Source organism: Wolbachia endosymbiont (group A) of Conops quadrifasciatus, assembly GCF_964027015.1.
In the GTDB taxonomy this organism is placed as follows: Bacteria; Pseudomonadota; Alphaproteobacteria; order Rickettsiales; family Anaplasmataceae; genus Wolbachia.
Genome location: NZ_OZ034722.1, coordinates 1,153,222 through 1,168,615 on the forward strand (window position 1 = coordinate 1,153,222; position 15,394 = coordinate 1,168,615).

At 34.9% G+C, this 15,394-nt stretch carries 16 protein-coding genes; 5 read left to right on the forward strand and 11 right to left on the reverse strand.

Translation table 11 applies throughout. The annotated features are described in order from the left end of the window. Nucleotides 1–21: 21 nt before the first annotated feature. From AAGD69_RS06010 to pgsA, 7 genes are all read right to left on the reverse strand, one after another. Entirely contained in the window at nucleotides 22–867 is an 846-nt protein-coding gene (locus AAGD69_RS06010) for an SPFH domain-containing protein (protein ID WP_341812655.1), read from the reverse strand. Nucleotides 868–874: 7 nt separating this feature from the next. Next, nucleotides 875–1,771, reverse strand: a complete 897-nt coding sequence (locus AAGD69_RS06015; RefSeq protein WP_341812656.1) for a peptidoglycan DD-metalloendopeptidase family protein — start codon at nucleotides 1,769–1,771, stop codon at nucleotides 875–877. Between the two features lie 3 nt (nucleotides 1,772–1,774). Beyond that, the gene (locus AAGD69_RS06020; RefSeq protein WP_264732597.1) at nucleotides 1,775–2,515 is read right to left on the reverse strand and encodes a YebC/PmpR family DNA-binding transcriptional regulator; all 741 of its coding nucleotides are present in this window, start codon (nucleotides 2,513–2,515) and stop codon (nucleotides 1,775–1,777) included. Between the two features lie 59 nt (nucleotides 2,516–2,574). Then, nucleotides 2,575–3,282 (reverse strand): outer membrane protein assembly factor BamD, encoded by a 708-nt coding sequence (locus AAGD69_RS06025; protein WP_341812657.1) that lies wholly within the window; start codon nucleotides 3,280–3,282, stop codon nucleotides 2,575–2,577. Nucleotides 3,283–3,342: 60 nt separating this feature from the next. Then, nucleotides 3,343–3,900 carry a hypothetical protein gene (locus tag AAGD69_RS06030; RefSeq protein WP_341812006.1) on the reverse strand — a complete coding sequence of 186 codons (558 nt, stop codon included), beginning with the start codon at nucleotides 3,898–3,900 and terminating at the stop codon, nucleotides 3,343–3,345. Nucleotides 3,901–3,912: 12 nt separating this feature from the next. Continuing rightward, complete coding sequence (locus AAGD69_RS06035) at nucleotides 3,913–4,329, reverse strand: hypothetical protein (RefSeq protein ID WP_341812007.1); 417 nt, start codon at nucleotides 4,327–4,329, stop codon at nucleotides 3,913–3,915. Between the two features lie 108 nt (nucleotides 4,330–4,437). Then, nucleotides 4,438–4,980, reverse strand: a complete 543-nt coding sequence (pgsA, locus tag AAGD69_RS06040; RefSeq protein ID WP_341812008.1) for a CDP-diacylglycerol--glycerol-3-phosphate 3-phosphatidyltransferase — start codon at nucleotides 4,978–4,980, stop codon at nucleotides 4,438–4,440. 126 nt (nucleotides 4,981–5,106) lie between these two features. Between pgsA and AAGD69_RS06045 the strand changes: the two genes are divergently transcribed. The 3 genes from AAGD69_RS06045 to grxD all read left to right on the forward strand — a co-directional run bounded on the left by AAGD69_RS06045 (nucleotide 5,107) and on the right by grxD (nucleotide 7,065). Beyond that, the gene (locus AAGD69_RS06045) at nucleotides 5,107–6,429 is read left to right on the forward strand and encodes a malic enzyme-like NAD(P)-binding protein (protein ID WP_341812009.1); all 1,323 of its coding nucleotides are present in this window, start codon (nucleotides 5,107–5,109) and stop codon (nucleotides 6,427–6,429) included. Between the two features lie 78 nt (nucleotides 6,430–6,507). Beyond that, complete coding sequence (locus AAGD69_RS06050) at nucleotides 6,508–6,726, forward strand: BolA/IbaG family iron-sulfur metabolism protein (RefSeq protein WP_341812010.1); 219 nt, start codon at nucleotides 6,508–6,510, stop codon at nucleotides 6,724–6,726. A 15-nt stretch (nucleotides 6,727–6,741) separates the two neighbouring features. Next, complete coding sequence (gene grxD, locus AAGD69_RS06055) at nucleotides 6,742–7,065, forward strand: Grx4 family monothiol glutaredoxin (protein ID WP_164224629.1); 324 nt, start codon at nucleotides 6,742–6,744, stop codon at nucleotides 7,063–7,065. Between the two features lie 73 nt (nucleotides 7,066–7,138). Here grxD and AAGD69_RS06060 read toward each other — a convergent pair whose 3' ends face one another. Both AAGD69_RS06060 and dnaG read right to left on the reverse strand, forming a co-directional pair. Further along, on the reverse strand, nucleotides 7,139–8,221 hold the full coding sequence (locus tag AAGD69_RS06060; RefSeq protein ID WP_341812011.1) for an efflux RND transporter periplasmic adaptor subunit: 1,083 nt from the start codon (nucleotides 8,219–8,221) through the stop codon (nucleotides 7,139–7,141). Nucleotides 8,222–8,652: 431 nt separating this feature from the next. Next, on the reverse strand, nucleotides 8,653–10,401 hold the full coding sequence (dnaG, locus tag AAGD69_RS06065; protein ID WP_341812012.1) for a DNA primase: 1,749 nt from the start codon (nucleotides 10,399–10,401) through the stop codon (nucleotides 8,653–8,655). 144 nt (nucleotides 10,402–10,545) lie between these two features. Here dnaG and ubiG point away from each other — a divergent pair, with 144 nt between their 5' ends. Beyond that, on the forward strand, nucleotides 10,546–11,718 hold the full coding sequence (gene ubiG / locus AAGD69_RS06070) for a bifunctional 2-polyprenyl-6-hydroxyphenol methylase/3-demethylubiquinol 3-O-methyltransferase UbiG (RefSeq protein ID WP_341812013.1): 1,173 nt from the start codon (nucleotides 10,546–10,548) through the stop codon (nucleotides 11,716–11,718). A gap of 60 nt (nucleotides 11,719–11,778) precedes the next feature. Here the strand turns inward: ubiG and AAGD69_RS07025 are convergent, their stop codons facing one another. Next, nucleotides 11,779–12,321: a TrbC/VirB2 family protein gene (locus tag AAGD69_RS07025; protein ID WP_410529843.1), complete on the reverse strand. Its 543-nt coding sequence runs from the start codon at nucleotides 12,319–12,321 to the stop codon at nucleotides 11,779–11,781. A 67-nt stretch (nucleotides 12,322–12,388) separates the two neighbouring features. Between AAGD69_RS07025 and metG the strand changes: the two genes are divergently transcribed. After that, nucleotides 12,389–13,966 (forward strand): methionine--tRNA ligase, encoded by a 1,578-nt coding sequence (gene metG / locus AAGD69_RS06080; RefSeq protein ID WP_341812014.1) that lies wholly within the window; start codon nucleotides 12,389–12,391, stop codon nucleotides 13,964–13,966. Nucleotides 13,967–14,049: 83 nt separating this feature from the next. Here metG and AAGD69_RS06085 read toward each other — a convergent pair whose 3' ends face one another. Then, entirely contained in the window at nucleotides 14,050–15,294 is a 1,245-nt protein-coding gene (locus tag AAGD69_RS06085) for a hypothetical protein (protein WP_341812015.1), read from the reverse strand. Between the last annotated feature and the right edge of the window lie 100 nt (nucleotides 15,295–15,394).

A 15,394-nucleotide genomic window follows, 5' to 3' on the forward strand; every position in this document is an offset into this window, starting at 1 on the left:
GAAACCCAATCGGCTTCTATGCTAATTATTATCCAAACTAATCGTTGGTTGTGCATCTTGCTCAGAGATTAGGGCAACAAACAAATTATTTATCAATTGAACCTTTTGCTTGCCATCTAATTGTAAGCTTTTGTTTTTTTCAAAATGAGCTATTACTTCCTCGACAATTCCTATTGCATTTTGCACTATATGCCTTCTTGCCGAAGTGATAGCATGTGATTGTTGACGCCTTAACATTGCTTGTGCAATCTCGGAAGAATACGCCAAATGCGATATTCTTGCTTCTGTAATCTCAATTCCTGCAATATCTAATCTTTGTTGTAACATTGACCGCAATTCATCTGAAATTTTATCAGAATTTTTACGTAAAGATTCCTCATCGCTTTCGCTATCATACGGATAATTGCTTGCTAATTCTCTTATTACTGAGTCACTTTGTACAAAAACAAATTCGTGATAGTTGTTAACATTATAATACGCCTTTGCAGGGCTGTTTACTCTCCAAACAATTACTGCAGAAATCTCTATTGGACTTCCATTTGCATCATTCACTTTTATTTTTTCTGTGTTGATATTTTGAAATTTTAGGGAAACTATATATTTGCTTGAAAAGGGAAGCGTTACACATATTCCAGACTTAAAATAAGTTCCAATATAATGACCAAAAAACTCTATCACTCTTGCTTCATTAGGGTCATTAATAAAAAATCCTTGAAGAAAAGTCAAAATTGAAACAGCAGCAACTCCAAGCGCAATTGTGCTGTCATATGCCAAAAAAAGCAGCGATAAAATTAATCCTAGCGCTATTAGTACAGGAAAAAACCGGAGTTGACTTAAATTTCTATCGTTTATCGTATTCTTATCCATATTGTCTTTAAACTTCTTTTTCACTTGAACCCTCTCTGTTGATCGTTTTATTTATCTTATTTACAAATAGTTTAAACTCTCTTAATTCATGATCAGGCAATTTTACTTCAGTTTTATGCGCTATCGTAAGCGGATCGATGTGTTTGCCGTTATATATAACTTCGTAATGTAAATGGGGTCCTGTTGCAACACCAGTGCTACCAACATAGGCGATGACCTGCCCCTGCTTTACTTTAGAGCCTAACTTTATATCGCCACTAAATCTACTTATATGCGCATAACAGGTTGAATATTCATTTTTGTGTTTTATTTTGATGTAATTTCCATAGCCACCATTCTTTCCTATATATTCTACCACACCCTCCGCAGCAGAGTATATGGGAGTGCCAAGCTTAGCTGCATAATCCACTCCTTTGTGAAAAACAATTTTACCGCGAACAGGATGCTTTCTATTGCCAAATTTTGAGGATATGCGATAATCTCCATTTAAAGGATTTGCAAAAATTTCGCCATTTTTTAAGCTTATTCCTTCTTTATTAAAATACCTTTCTTTGCCATCTTGCGATTTATAATGATATAAACTAATAGCTTTCTTGTTTATTGTCAGTGAAGCATATAAAATCTTTTCTTCAGTCTTCTGATTACTGAGCGATCTCTCAAAAAGAACCTCCAATTTACTCTTCGGCACAATGTCTTTTTTAAAATCAACACCAAAATCTTTATATATGTTGATCAATTTTACCACTGTATTTGGCGCCAACCCTTGCTCAATTCCCGTGGCAAAAAAAGAAGATTTTATGGTGCTGGATATTAAAAAAGTCTCTTTACTGTTATCTGGAGTCTTAAGGACGTGTATATTAAATATTGGTAAAATATAAAGTAGTATAAATATAATCAGCTTCATCATTTAAACAGCATCAACAAAAGTAAAATTACCTTCAACATACTGTACATCATCATTATCTTCTAATTCTTCAACCAATGTGGATAATTTATCGATCAACTCTTTATCGCTAATTTCAACTAGATCCTTTGGTTGCCACGAAAGACGAGCAAGTTCTGGTTCTCCGAATTTTGCATAAAAGGCATCGCGTACTTTACCAAAATCTTTTATTTCACAAGTTATAACGTGTAATCCTTCTTTGTCATTTTCCTCAACATTCAATACTTCTAACTCGATCCCATAATTAAATAAATCATCAAAATTCACACCTTCTGCTTTATAGACGATTAAGCCTACATGATCGAAAAGGTAACTAACACTTCCTGTTTCTCCCAAGTTTCCACCCTTGCGAGAAAATATATAACGTACCTCAGAAGCAGTACGGTTGCGGTTATTAGTCAAGGCATGGACAATAAGTGCAGTGCCAGAAGGCCCATGACCTTCATATTGGATTTCCTCATAATTTTCTCCAGCAACGTTACCAGTTGCATTTTTTATTGCTGTTTCTATTTTATCTTTTGGTAGATTTTCCTTGCGTGCAGCAAATATAGCAGAGCGAAGGCGCGGGTTGAGTTCGGGATCGGGCAGCCCTTGCTTTGCAGCAACTGTTATTTCTCTAATCAGCTTCGTAAATTTTTGAGAGCGCTTTGCATCCTGAGTGCCTTTCCGATGTTTTATATTTGAAAATTGTGAATGACCAGCCATATTCAAATAGTTAAAAACCTAATTATATATCAAAGCATAGAAAAAACTAAAGCAAATTTTCAAGCCTCCGGCTTGGCATCTTGCAGGTTTTCTGCTAATAGCATACTTTCATACTGTTCAGCTTCTAAGTCAAGGCCAATAGCTGAATGGGCTGCTATTAAATAGTTAATAGACTTAGAAAAATATTTAGAATCCTTATAGCTTGCTATATTCTGGAAACGCTTAATTGCTGCTAAATATTCACCACGCCTCAGGTAAAATTTACCGATAGAATACTCTTTTATTGATATATGTTCTGTGATTAATTTTGCTTTTTCCTTGATTTCATCTATATATTCGCTGTCTGGGAAAAGGTTAATGTACTCTGTAGCCAGCTCTAAAGTTTTATATGCAGTTTGCTGTCCAAGTTGCACTTTATTAATTTGCATGTAACAAGATAATACTCTTAAGTAGTATACATATGGTAAATCTTCACCATTTGAATAAACATATATATAATCATCCATATCACTTGCAGCACTGCTATAGTTACCCATGTTATAATGAGACACACCAGATAATAATTTTGCTTTCCTTGCCCAATAAGAGAAAGGGTACAAATCTTCTATCTTGTGAAATGCCCTAATAGCTTGTTTATATTTTTTCTGGTCAAAAAGTTCAACTGCTTCCTCATATAGTTCAGCTTCAGTTTTTTCAAGATCATCCGCATACGATTGTGTAAAGGAGCAAATTAGGAAAATAAAGCACGTGATTAAAGTCTTATACATAAGATTTTTTTCGATCAAAATAAAGTATAGACCTAAATATTACTTAAATAAATAAATTTCTTAGGCAATAGCCGGCCCTTCCTCTTTATAACTACGGTCAGAACTACCTGCATTCCTCGATTTACCTTGTCCTTCCACTTTTGGATCTTTCAGCGTTTTGCTGTAGGAATGTGTAGTTAATATCTGTACAACCATAAAAAGTGCAATACCTATCAAGCCTAAAGTAGGCCCAACAGGAGGATTTAAGGACGATGCTAATGCCATTAACATTATCCTTCTTATTAAAAATATAGAAGAACCAGCAAGCGCCAATCCGGCTACAGACATATTGCTAGTTTTCTTGCTAGATTTTTCATCAAGATTAGATTTTTCTGTTTCCTTTTTCTTATTTTTTTCATGCTCATCAATATAAGAAACAAGAGTTACAAGAAAAGCAATTGCATTGGCAAGAAATAAAATTGCATCCTCTGCTGCTTCAAGTGAAGATGTTTCAACCATTATCATAACTACAATAATTAGTGCAGTTGGTATAGCCTCAATATAGATCAAACACTGACCTATATCAGAAATATTGTGCTCTTTTTCCTTTACTTCCTCTCCATTTTCAATATTCTCCAACCCTCGTTCTTTTTATGCTATTTTCCTATTATTGTAAATTAAATATAGCGTACAAATAAGAGATAGGACCATAGAAGGTAATATAGTGTGGCTTAGCGCGCCACTTATCACGCCAAGTAATACCTGATCGCTACATGTTTTTTCCAGTTCAATCGCCATCAGCAATGCAAATGGGACCATTGTTGCCAATGATACACATTGTCTATATAGCTCTCTTTTTTTTAGTGTTAATAGCTCTTGTTCTAGCTTCTTCTTTTTTTCTGCTTCTCCTACTTTTAGCATTAATAACTCCTGTTCGAGTTTCTTCTTTTTTTCCGCTTCTTCTTTTAGTGTTAATGACTCTTGTTCTGACCTTTCTTTTTTGACTTCCTTATCAACTGTCAGCCAAAAATCTCCAGGAGAAAACGTAGTCTTAGGGTTACTAGTCATATAGATCACGTTGATTTATGAACTAATATATTATACAGGATTTTAACTATTCAGTCAACATTATAAAAATGTTAACCACTTTTGTATATTAACTGTTTCTCAAGAAATTCAGTCAACCTGTTTGATGCCGGCTAGGATATAATTATAGCCTGACCACATAGTTATAATAGCTGCAACCCATAAACAAATTGCACCTATATATTGAGTTGTGTCGTAATCGTTCATTATTAGCGCTACTACAGCAACCATCTGCAAAAATGTTTTAATTTTGCCAGCTTTGCTTACAGGTAGACTAACATTTATAGCTATAAAGAACTCCCGTAAACCCGAAACTAATATTTCCCTACAGATGATGATAATCGATGGTACTATTGTAAAATCATTTATCTTCTGCTTATAAACTAGCATAATTATCGTTGAAACCACTATTAATTTATCAGCAATTGGATCAAATAGCTTGCCAAACTTTGATTGGACTTTCCACGCACGCGCCAAGTAACCATCAAAAAAATCCGTAATGCACGCAAACACAAAGATTGATATTGTTATCAGGCCTGCATATTTATTTTCTATATAAAAACTTAATATTATTGCTGGTATTGCAAGTGCACGAGAAATTGTAAGCAAATTAGGCACGTTTTTCTTAAGCATGTAATATCATCTTACGTAATAGGTAAACTTATACAGAAGTACAACAGAGTTCACAAGCTAATAGTTTACAATTGAACATTTATAAAAACTCCATATACTTAAAAATTACAAGCTTAAAATATAAGAATGAACGATGATTTAGATAATACCACAAAACAAGAGGCACTTAAGTATCACAGTAGAGGTGGTAACCCTGGTAAAATTTCAATCATGCCAACAAAACCTTTATCTACCCAGTATGATTTGTCACTTGCTTATTCTCCTGGCGTTGCAGCTCCGTGCCTTGAAATAGCTAAAAATCCTGAGTTTGTTTATGATTATACGGCAAAAAGCAATTTTGTAGCTGTCATTTCAAATGGCACTGCAGTGCTTGGGCTTGGTAATATCGGTCCTCTTGCTGCAAAACCTGTCATGGAAGGCAAAGCTGTTTTATTTAAGCGTTTTGCTGATATTGATGCAGTTGATATAGAAGTTGGTACAGAAAATATAGAAGATTTTATCAATGCAGTAAGGTACCTTGGGCCAAGTTGGGGGGGGATAAATTTAGAGGATATAAGATCTCCCGATTGTTTTATAATAGAGAAACGTCTGAATGAACTGATGGATATTCCAGTGTTCCATGATGACCAGCATGGAACTGCAGTAGTTGTTGCAGCTGGTATAGAAAATGCTCTTGATATTGTCGGAAAGAAATTAGAGGACGTTAAGATCATTATGAATGGAGCTGGAGCAGCCGGTATTGCATGTTTAGAAATACTAAAGTCCATGGGCGCTAAAAATATAGTGCTGTGTGATAAACAAGGAGTAATATACAAAGGTAGAAACGAGGACATGAATGAGTGGAAAGAAAAATATGCAATTGATACTTCCGAACGTTCTCTACTTGATACAATAAAAGGCGCTGATGTATTCATCGGATTATCTGCAAAAGATGTGTTAAATGAAGAGATGTTAAAGAGTATGGGCAAAGACCCGATTATTTTCGCTCTCGCCAACCCCGATCCAGAAGTAAGGCCTGAGTTTGCAAAATCTGTGAGGCCAGATGCAATAATCGCAACTGGCAGGTCAGATTACAACAATCAAGTCAACAACGTAATGGGATTTCCTTATATATTCAGAGGAGCGCTTGATGTACATGCAACAACAATAAATGATGAGATGAAAATTGCAGCTGCAGATGCAATAGCAAAGCTTGCCCGTGAGCCAGTGTCTGACGAGATATCTGTAGCCTATGGCGGTCGTAAAATGAGCTATGGACGTGAATATATAATACCTACTCCATTTGACCCAAGATTAATTTCTATAGTATCTCCTTCTGTTGCAAAAGCCGCAGTTGATTCAGGTATTGCAAGAAAGGCAATACAAGATTGGAGTAAATATGAAAATCAATTGAAATCTCGCCTTGCTAGTGCACTTAACACGCTGAATCTACTGTCTTCACAATATTAATAACCATATAATCAATAATTCAATTGCACCCAGTCGTTTTAGATTTATAATGAAAGTATTGTAATTTAAAGCAAATCAATGACTATTGCAATTCACGAATTAGAAAGGATCATCAAACAATCGTTCCCCGACGATGATATAAAGGTTCATGACCTTGCTGGAGATGATGATCATTATCATTTAAAAATAACCTCCAAGCGCTTTCTTGGAAAGACAAAAATAGAACAGCATAAAATGGTATATAAAGCTCTGGAAGGTCAGTCTATACACGCCTTGCAACTGGAAACTAATACTTAAAAATAAGGTGAATTTATGAGCAGTTTTGAACAAATAAAAAAAGATATAGCGGAAAATGATGTGGTGTTGTACATGAAAGGCACTTCTGATTTTCCTCAATGCGGATTCTCTGGACTCGTCGTGTCAATCCTAAAAAAATTGAACGTGAAGTTTAAGTATATTAACGTGTTGGAGAATGATGAAATACGTGAATCTATAAAAAAGTTTTCTGATTGGCCAACAATTCCACAATTATATATAAAGGAAGAGTTTATCGGTGGTTGCGACATCACTCGCGAGATGTACGAAAAAGGCGAACTGCAAAATTTATTGAAGGAAAAAAAAATTATTGCGGAATAAGTACCAAGAAACCAGTGCCCAGACGCTGGGATTGGTATAACGTAGTATAAGCTATGAAAAAGGATCTTATGTCTTAAACCTTATCACCAGGCTTAACAAATAGGTGGCCCAATACTATTAACTTTATGGGTTTACCTTCGTTATTTGCTACTATCCAAACCCCATCGCTCTCATGATCAACAATTTCTATTGGTACAAATATTACATAATTATTGTCATCAACAATCTTTATTCCAAGAGCACCCTCGTCACTTAAGCTCAGGGCTGAAGAAGGAACTTTATATGCAAATCTTTCGCCTGAAGGTAGTCTTACGTTGGCAGTTAGTCCCTGCAAGGATATCATTTTATTATTAATTACCTTTACCTCTACCCTATAAGACCCAGTTTTAGGCTCAGCAATTTTACTAATAAAACTTACTTCACCTGCCAATTCTTTTCCGTCCAGTAAACCAATTTGAGCTGTGCTGCCTAGCTCTATTTTATTTACTTCATTTTCCGAAACGTATAACACTACAAGAATTTGATCGAAATCAACCACGTCAGCTATTTTTTGCCCAGCATTAACAAAATCCCCTTCGTTTGCATTGATTTTATCAATATAACCATCTATAGGAGATTTGACTGCAGTATTTTCTAAATCCAATTCTAGCCTTTTTAGGTCAGCTTTTGCACTTTGTAACGCAGTAAAAGCTGCTTCTACTTGTATTTGTGCTCCATAGCCTGTTTTATTCAGTTTGTGAGAGGAATCATACTCAATTTCACGCTGCTTTAATAAAGCTTTGGCTTTCTGAGCTTGCTCAATTCTGCCATAATCTTCTATCTTTAACACTACATCATCTCTTTTTACCTTTTCACCATCAGGTAAATAAATAGCAATAATCTTACCACTTATTTTTGAGACAAGGCTAGCTCTATGTAAGGGATTTACTGTACCAGAAAAATTTAAATATATAGTGCGGTTTTGCGGCGCACATTCTTGAGTTTTTACTGAAAAGCTACTAGTTGCATTATCACTATGAACCGCCTGATCTTTTTTTAAAAATGCACTGCTGATAAAAAACAGTAGAATAAAAGCAATACTAGAAATGATGATTACTTTATTTCTCATCTTTAAACAATAGAATTTATTGACTAATTTTGTTAGAAACAACTGCATAAATTTTCGAATCAGAAATGTAAGTATAATACATGCACCATTGTCACTCCATAAATAGTTTTATATGAGAACAAACACAAGAGTATGTCATTTTCCTACAATAAGTAAGTTTTTTATTACTAAGATGCAATTTTTAATTAAATAAAAATGTAAAATTGCAAATAAAGTTGTACATAAGACTGGATTTTAAAAAATTTCCATAGAATCATATTATGGAAATAAGAATATAAAATTATTGTAACAAAACTAAATATATTAGCATATATTTAAATAGGGTAAGGTCAGTTTTAATGCTCCATTAAACGGATACCCAATTGTTCAACACTATCAATTTCAATTTGTAAAGTGTCCTTTATAAATTCATTAGCCTGTCCTATGTTCATTAAAACTCTATATTTATTGGAATTTGGCATAAACTTTTTATAACAGCTCTACTTTCCAATAAACTCCATTTGCATTTCTTGTATATTACTTTCTATTTGCTCTATTTGTTCTATCAACCTTTCCTCTAAGTCAAGATTACCGCTCAGCCTCGCTTCGGTTCTTTCTTTTCGTAACGCATTTAATTCTTTTAGTAACACTATATTATTCCACATAATTTCTGCAGATTTTCTCTCGTTCAGTTGGCTATTTAGTACACTAGTTTTTTTAAATACATACTTTATAACGTCAAACTGTTTCAATTCTTGTAACAAAGCCTCTTTAACAAGTTTGCTTTTGTTACTTATTACATCAATTACACGCTGTTGTAATCTTTTCATCTCATTAGTAAATTCAAAATGAGAAAATTGCTCAAAAAATATAGGACGGTTCAAGATTTCAGGAAATTCTACGGCTATACGCAAAATTATGGCCTGATTTTGCTCTGCCTCAATTAGCTCTGGAGATTTGTTATGAAGATACTCACCTTTTGTTGCTCTAGTTTTACTATTAAAAATCTGTTTTTTGAAGCTACTTCTTAGTTCACTAGCCTTATTGTAAAAATAATCTCTATAATACCTTCTAATACTGCTGTTGCTAATAGTATTTACATATTCCATGAACTTGTGCTCAAGAATTGAATATTTTTCCGGAGCAAGTTTTTCATAATTTTGCAAGTTGCTATCGATTATGTGATGCCATAAATATTCAGAATGCAGTTTTGTTGAATGGTCAAGAGCAGTCAACACGTCTTCTTTCTTGTATGCCAGTTCGTTACATATATCGTATGGATCTTTATTACTCGGCAAAGTCACAAACTTTAACGTGTATCCAGGCTCTAATATTGGCAGAGCAACTTCTGCAACTCGGGTAGCAGCATGACGTCCAGCACTATCGCCATCCATACAGATGGAGATTTCTTTAGCAAATCTCCATAGATTTTTTATCTGTTCTGCAGAAATTGCGGTACCAAGTGGAGCAACTGCATTACTAATTCCCGCTTGATGTAGCGCTATAGTGTCCATATATCCTTCAACAACAAATATGTACTTTTTTTTACGTATTTCGCTTAAAGCAAAGTTTAATCCGTATAAATTCTCCCTCTTCTTGAAGAGCTGACTCTCTGGGCTATTTAAATATTTTGGCTGTTGCTCAGAACTCAGCGCACGTCCGCCAAAACCAATAACTCCTCCTGCAATGTTATATATAGGAAATATCAGCCGGTCATAAAAATAACCATGAAAATTTTTGTTTACTAATCCAATATCAATTAAAATTTTGTCTTCAATACCTGAAGAGTTTAAATACTCTTTCAAACCAGAGCTTGGTGCATAACCTATCTTAAATTTATCTATGATTTCAGGTAAAATCTTGCGCTGTTTTAAATAATCTACAACACCCTGATTTTTTTGTGCAAACCAATTTGCAGCTAAATCAAGCGCTAAAAATAGTTTATTGTCCCCTTTTGTAATACTAAGACTTTTGGGCAGTTCAACACCTGTAACCGATGCTAATCTTTCCAATGCTTCTTTAAAGCTTAATCCTTCAGTTTGTGAAATAAATTCAAATGCATCACCACTAGCTGAACAACCAAAACAGTAATATAACCCCTTAGTATTGCTCACCGAAAAAGATGGGGTTTTTTCGTTATGAAATGGACAGAGCCCAACAAAACTATCTCCTCTTTTTATTAGCCTGACTTTTTTACCTACTATGTCAGATAATAACAATTTTGACTTTATAATATCTATATGATCCATCTTGTTAAATTAGTAGTAGGATAAAAATTATATAGAATTTATACACATCTGACTCGAAATTTATTTTGAGCTTTCAAAAGGTACTGAATGACTTGACAGAAAGTTCAAAATAAATTACCCATGTAAAATGTCCTTATTTCTTATATGTTAGATATAGTATCAATTGCTTCAGATCATGCTGGTTATGAATTAAAATCAGAAATAAAATCCTACCTGGAAACCCTGGGTTACATAGTGGTAGATCAAGGCTGCACTGCTCAGCAAAAGTGCGTGGATTATCCAGGCTATGCTGTTAAAGTTGTAGAAGATATAACAAGCAAAAAAGCAAATTATGGGATATTAATTTGTAGTACAGGTTTGGGCATGAGTACTGTGGCAAATCGTTTTGAAGGAATCTACGCTGCTTTATGCAATAGTGTTGAGATCGCAAAATTAGCTCGCGAGCATGGCAACGCAAATGTACTGTGTCTTGGTGCAGGATTTACTGCAAGTGGATTAGCAAAAGATATAATCAAACAATTCCTCGAAACAGAATTTTCAAAAGAAAGCAGACATAAAAAACGTCTTGATAAACTCAGCAATATAATCTCTAAGAAAAAAAAAACAAAAACTTATAACGAAGATGAAATATCAAAATTCGCTAAAATGGCAGGCCAGTGGTGGGATGAGAACGGCAAATTCAAACCATTGCACATGATGAATCCTGTGAGAGTATCTTACATTATCGAGAAAATAAAAGAGTTAAAAAAATGCGATTTAAAGGAATTATCATTGCTTGATGTTGGTTGTGGTGGTGGTATTTTGTCAGAGTCAATTGCACGTGTTGGTATTAACGTTGTAGGAATAGATGTGTGTAAGGAAAATATAAAAGTGGCACAATCACATGCGAAAAAAGTAGGGCTTAATATAGAATACATGCACACCAGCATTGAAGAGTTAAGCAATGACAAGAAGTACGACGTGGTTCTGTTGATGGAAGTAGTTGAACATGTGGATAATTTAGAGTTTTTCATGAAAAAAGCAATAGAACTGCTTAAACCAGAAGGGCTAATCTTTATATCCACAATAAATAGAACTATTAAATCCTTTTGCCTTGCAATAATTGGTGCAGAGTACATATTAAACTGGCTGCCAAAAGGTACGCATAACTGGAATAAATTTCTCAAACCGTCAGAAATTGCAAATCACTTAAGAGAAAATAATGTAACGCTGCAAAACATGGCTGGCATGGAGTACAACGTAATAAAACGCGAGTGGAATTTAACTAAAGGCGTGGATGTTAATTATATACTTTGTGGGGAACTCTGTTGTAAATAGTCAGATTCAGTGCATAGTAGATCTTTAATATAACAATGTTTTTTTATATAAAGTATTACTTCATTTCCACACTCTTGAAGGATTATTAGTACAACCTCCTTGATTAGTGATCATAGAGCCAGGAGGGCAACAAACATATTGTCCCTTATTATGTTTGTCAGGAGATATACCACACTGTTTACCCACAAGTTCATGCCCAGTAGCAGCAACACACTTTCCATTCTCCAAGGTTTGACCTTTAAAAAGACAACAAACTTCCCTTCCTGTTATCGCTTTTGTAATTTGGGGACCACCAAAAAACACTGCAACGAACATACCCAGTGAGAAAAGCGCAGGCCAAGGCATTTTGCCAAATATTGCAAGCAAGCTTGAACCAATTATTACCACTGTAATCATTGGTCCACCTATTCCATGAACGTAACCTATTACATTACACATTACATCTGTTGCTCCATCAGCGTGTGCATCAAATGCATAGAAAACTATAAATAGAATTACAAGAAAATTTCCCATTGTTCTTTCAATAATCATGCCTGATTGTTTCTTGTTTTTATAAAATTTCAGTAAATAGCTTTTTTCAAAAATTATGCTTAACCCAATCAATATTTATTTATTACTGCCTTTTTAATACTATAATTAACTCAGTTGATTTTTATCAAAATGCTAAACCATGGATCGATTTGAGAACTTTTACATCACCACGCCAATATATTACGTAAACGACAAGCCGCATGTCGGTCATGCATATACTTCTCTCTTGTGTGACGTGGTGGCAAGGTTCATGAAACTAGCTGGGGAAAATGTCAAATTTACCACCGGTACAGATGAACATGGACAAAAAATAGAAAAAGCAGCTAAAGCAAAGGAAATGCAGCCAAAAGAATTTACAGATGAAGTGAGTGTTTCATTTAAAGAATTAGCTAAGTTCATGAATTTTGAGTATGACGATTTTATTCGCACTACGGAGGAACGTCATGAAAAAGCAGTGGTAGCTTTATGGAATAGGCTTGAAGAGAGAGGACAAATATATTTGGATTCCTATTCGGGTTGGTATTCAGTTCGTGATGAAGCATTTTATCAGGAATCAGAGCTGATAGATGGCAAAGCACCAACAGGTGCTGAGGTTGAATGGGTAAAAGAAGAGAGCTACTTTTTTCGCTTATCAAACTGGCAAGACAAATTACTTGAGCTATATGAAGGTCAACCAAATTTTATCTTTCCTGAGAGCAGAAAAAATGAAGTGGTATCGTTTGTAAGATCAGGGCTCATTGACCTCTCAATCTCTCGCACTAGTTTTAACTGGGGAATAAAAGTACCAGGTAATGACAAACACGTAATCTATGTTTGGATAGATGCATTAACCAATTATCTTACATCAATAGGTTTCCCTAGTACTGAGGGTGAGGAATATAAAAGATTTTGGGCAGAATCAGAAATACAGATTCCAGCGTCACGCGCTGCAAACCTAGCTGACAGCTCTTTCAACGTTCATGTAATTGGTAAAGACATATTGCGCTTTCACGCTGTATATTGGCCAGCGATTCTCCTTGCAGCGGATTTGCCACTACCAAAACAAATTGCAGTTCATGGTTGGTGGCTAAACGAAGGAGAAAAAATATCCAAGTCCCTTGGTAATGTGATAGATCCAATTGGCCTCGCTCAAGAGTTTGGTGTTGATCAACTACGCTATTTTCTCCTTCGAGAAGCAAGTTTTGGCCAGGATGGCAACTTTAGTAAGAAAAACATGATCAGCCGCATAAACTCAGAACTTGCAAACAACATAGGCAATTTAGTACAAAGAACAATTTCATTTTTGCACAAGCAATGTTCTGGAATTGTACCAACAATCGATCAAAGCCTACTTAAAGGTGAAGAAAGTCTTCCAGGTTGCAAAGCTATACTCGATCAGGTGATGAATCACCTATCAAAGTATGAGTTTAACCAGATTATACTTCTAATTATCAACATCTCTTCTGAAGCCAATGCTTATATAGACAAAAGTGCACCCTGGACATTAAGCAAAACTGATAGAGAACGCATGAATTTAGTAATCTACAAATTACTGGAATATATAAGAATAATAGGCATTTTATTGCAGCCAATCGTTCCCAAATCAGCGGAAATGATACTTAATCAATTGCAAATTCCAAAAGAGCAACGTGATTTAAAATCTCTGTGCAACGCATGCGTAAGCTCAGGCATTACACTACCTAAACCTACGCCGGTTTTTTTGAGGGTTGATATTTGAGTAGAGAGCATATAATATGCCCTCTACTATTTTGTTTTAAAGTAACGGGCTGGTTATACTAGAATCAGTAACAAACGATTTAGTTATGTTAACATCATCAAGCGATGCTGATACAGGAGTGGTAGCATAACTATAAAAACAGAAGGCAAATAACCCATAGCTTTTGTTGCTTGACTAGTAAGCCAATTAGCTGTGCTTACTACTTGATTAAAATAACCACTAACTTTAGTTTCTTCTTTTTCAGCCGGCTGACTTTCTGGGCTAGAAATCTCAGGATCTTTTTCACCACCAGATTCTGCATCATAAAATACATCCTGATCCTCAGAAAGACTCATTAAATACCTTTTAGCAGCATCAATACTTAAATGATCAGGTTGCTTAGGAACGTCGTTATCAATATTTAAATAATCCAAACTATTAGCTCGTTGCTTTTGCTCACTGGAAGAAACTGCAAGATCTAAGTAATCCAAACGAGTTAGTTCTTGCGTACTAGGTTTAGATCCATCTTCACGCTTAAACTGCTCTTCCGGACTAGAAACCTTAGTACCATAAAGTCTACTGTACAAGCTGCTTCCAACGCTGTTAAGTGCTCCTTTTGTATACTCAACTGATGTACCATAAACATTTTTTAATTTATTTCCAGCACTATTAAATTTCCCTTTTACATACTCAACTGATGTGCCATAAGCATTTTTCGCACTACCTACGACATTTTTTAAGTCATTCGCAACATCACTACGGCGCTGCTTAATAGTACTATGAACGCGCCCACTACTGTAGGCTTCTGCTACATATGCAAATACTTCTTGAGATGCTTCTTTGATATTCTTCATTGCTTGCGGAACAAAAGTTTTCTTGTGTTTAAGTTCTTCTATTTCTTTTTTTTGATTATCAATCTCCTCATTTTTTTTATTAATTTCAATTTTTTGCTTAGAATTTTCCTCCTCTTTAGCTTTTACTTCCGCTTCTTTTTTAGTCAGTTGGTCATTTTGTCCAGAAATTGTTTGCTTTTGAGCCTGTACTTTATCTTCTTCTTTAGCTAGTTGAGCATCTTTTTTAGATATTTCTTCTACTTTCTCAGCCAGTTGAACATCTTTCTCAGAAATAGTTTTGTTCTTACTAATTGCTTTATGCGAAAGTGCAATAGTTACAACAGAAAATACAGCACAACCAATAATAAATGGCAGGCCAACACTTAATGCTGCAACTGGAGCTAAGAAACCAATATAAGGAGCTACAGCAAACACTCCAGATGCTAATAAAGTTAGAGTAGCCAGAGCACCAGCTACAAGATAAGGTACATTAGTTTTACTAAATATATTTCTCATTGTGTACCCCAACTAAAGTAATCAATTTATTATTAAAGATTGTAGCACAAACAAAAAGATATGTCAATAAGGATAGATATTGACAAAAGATCACTGAAGG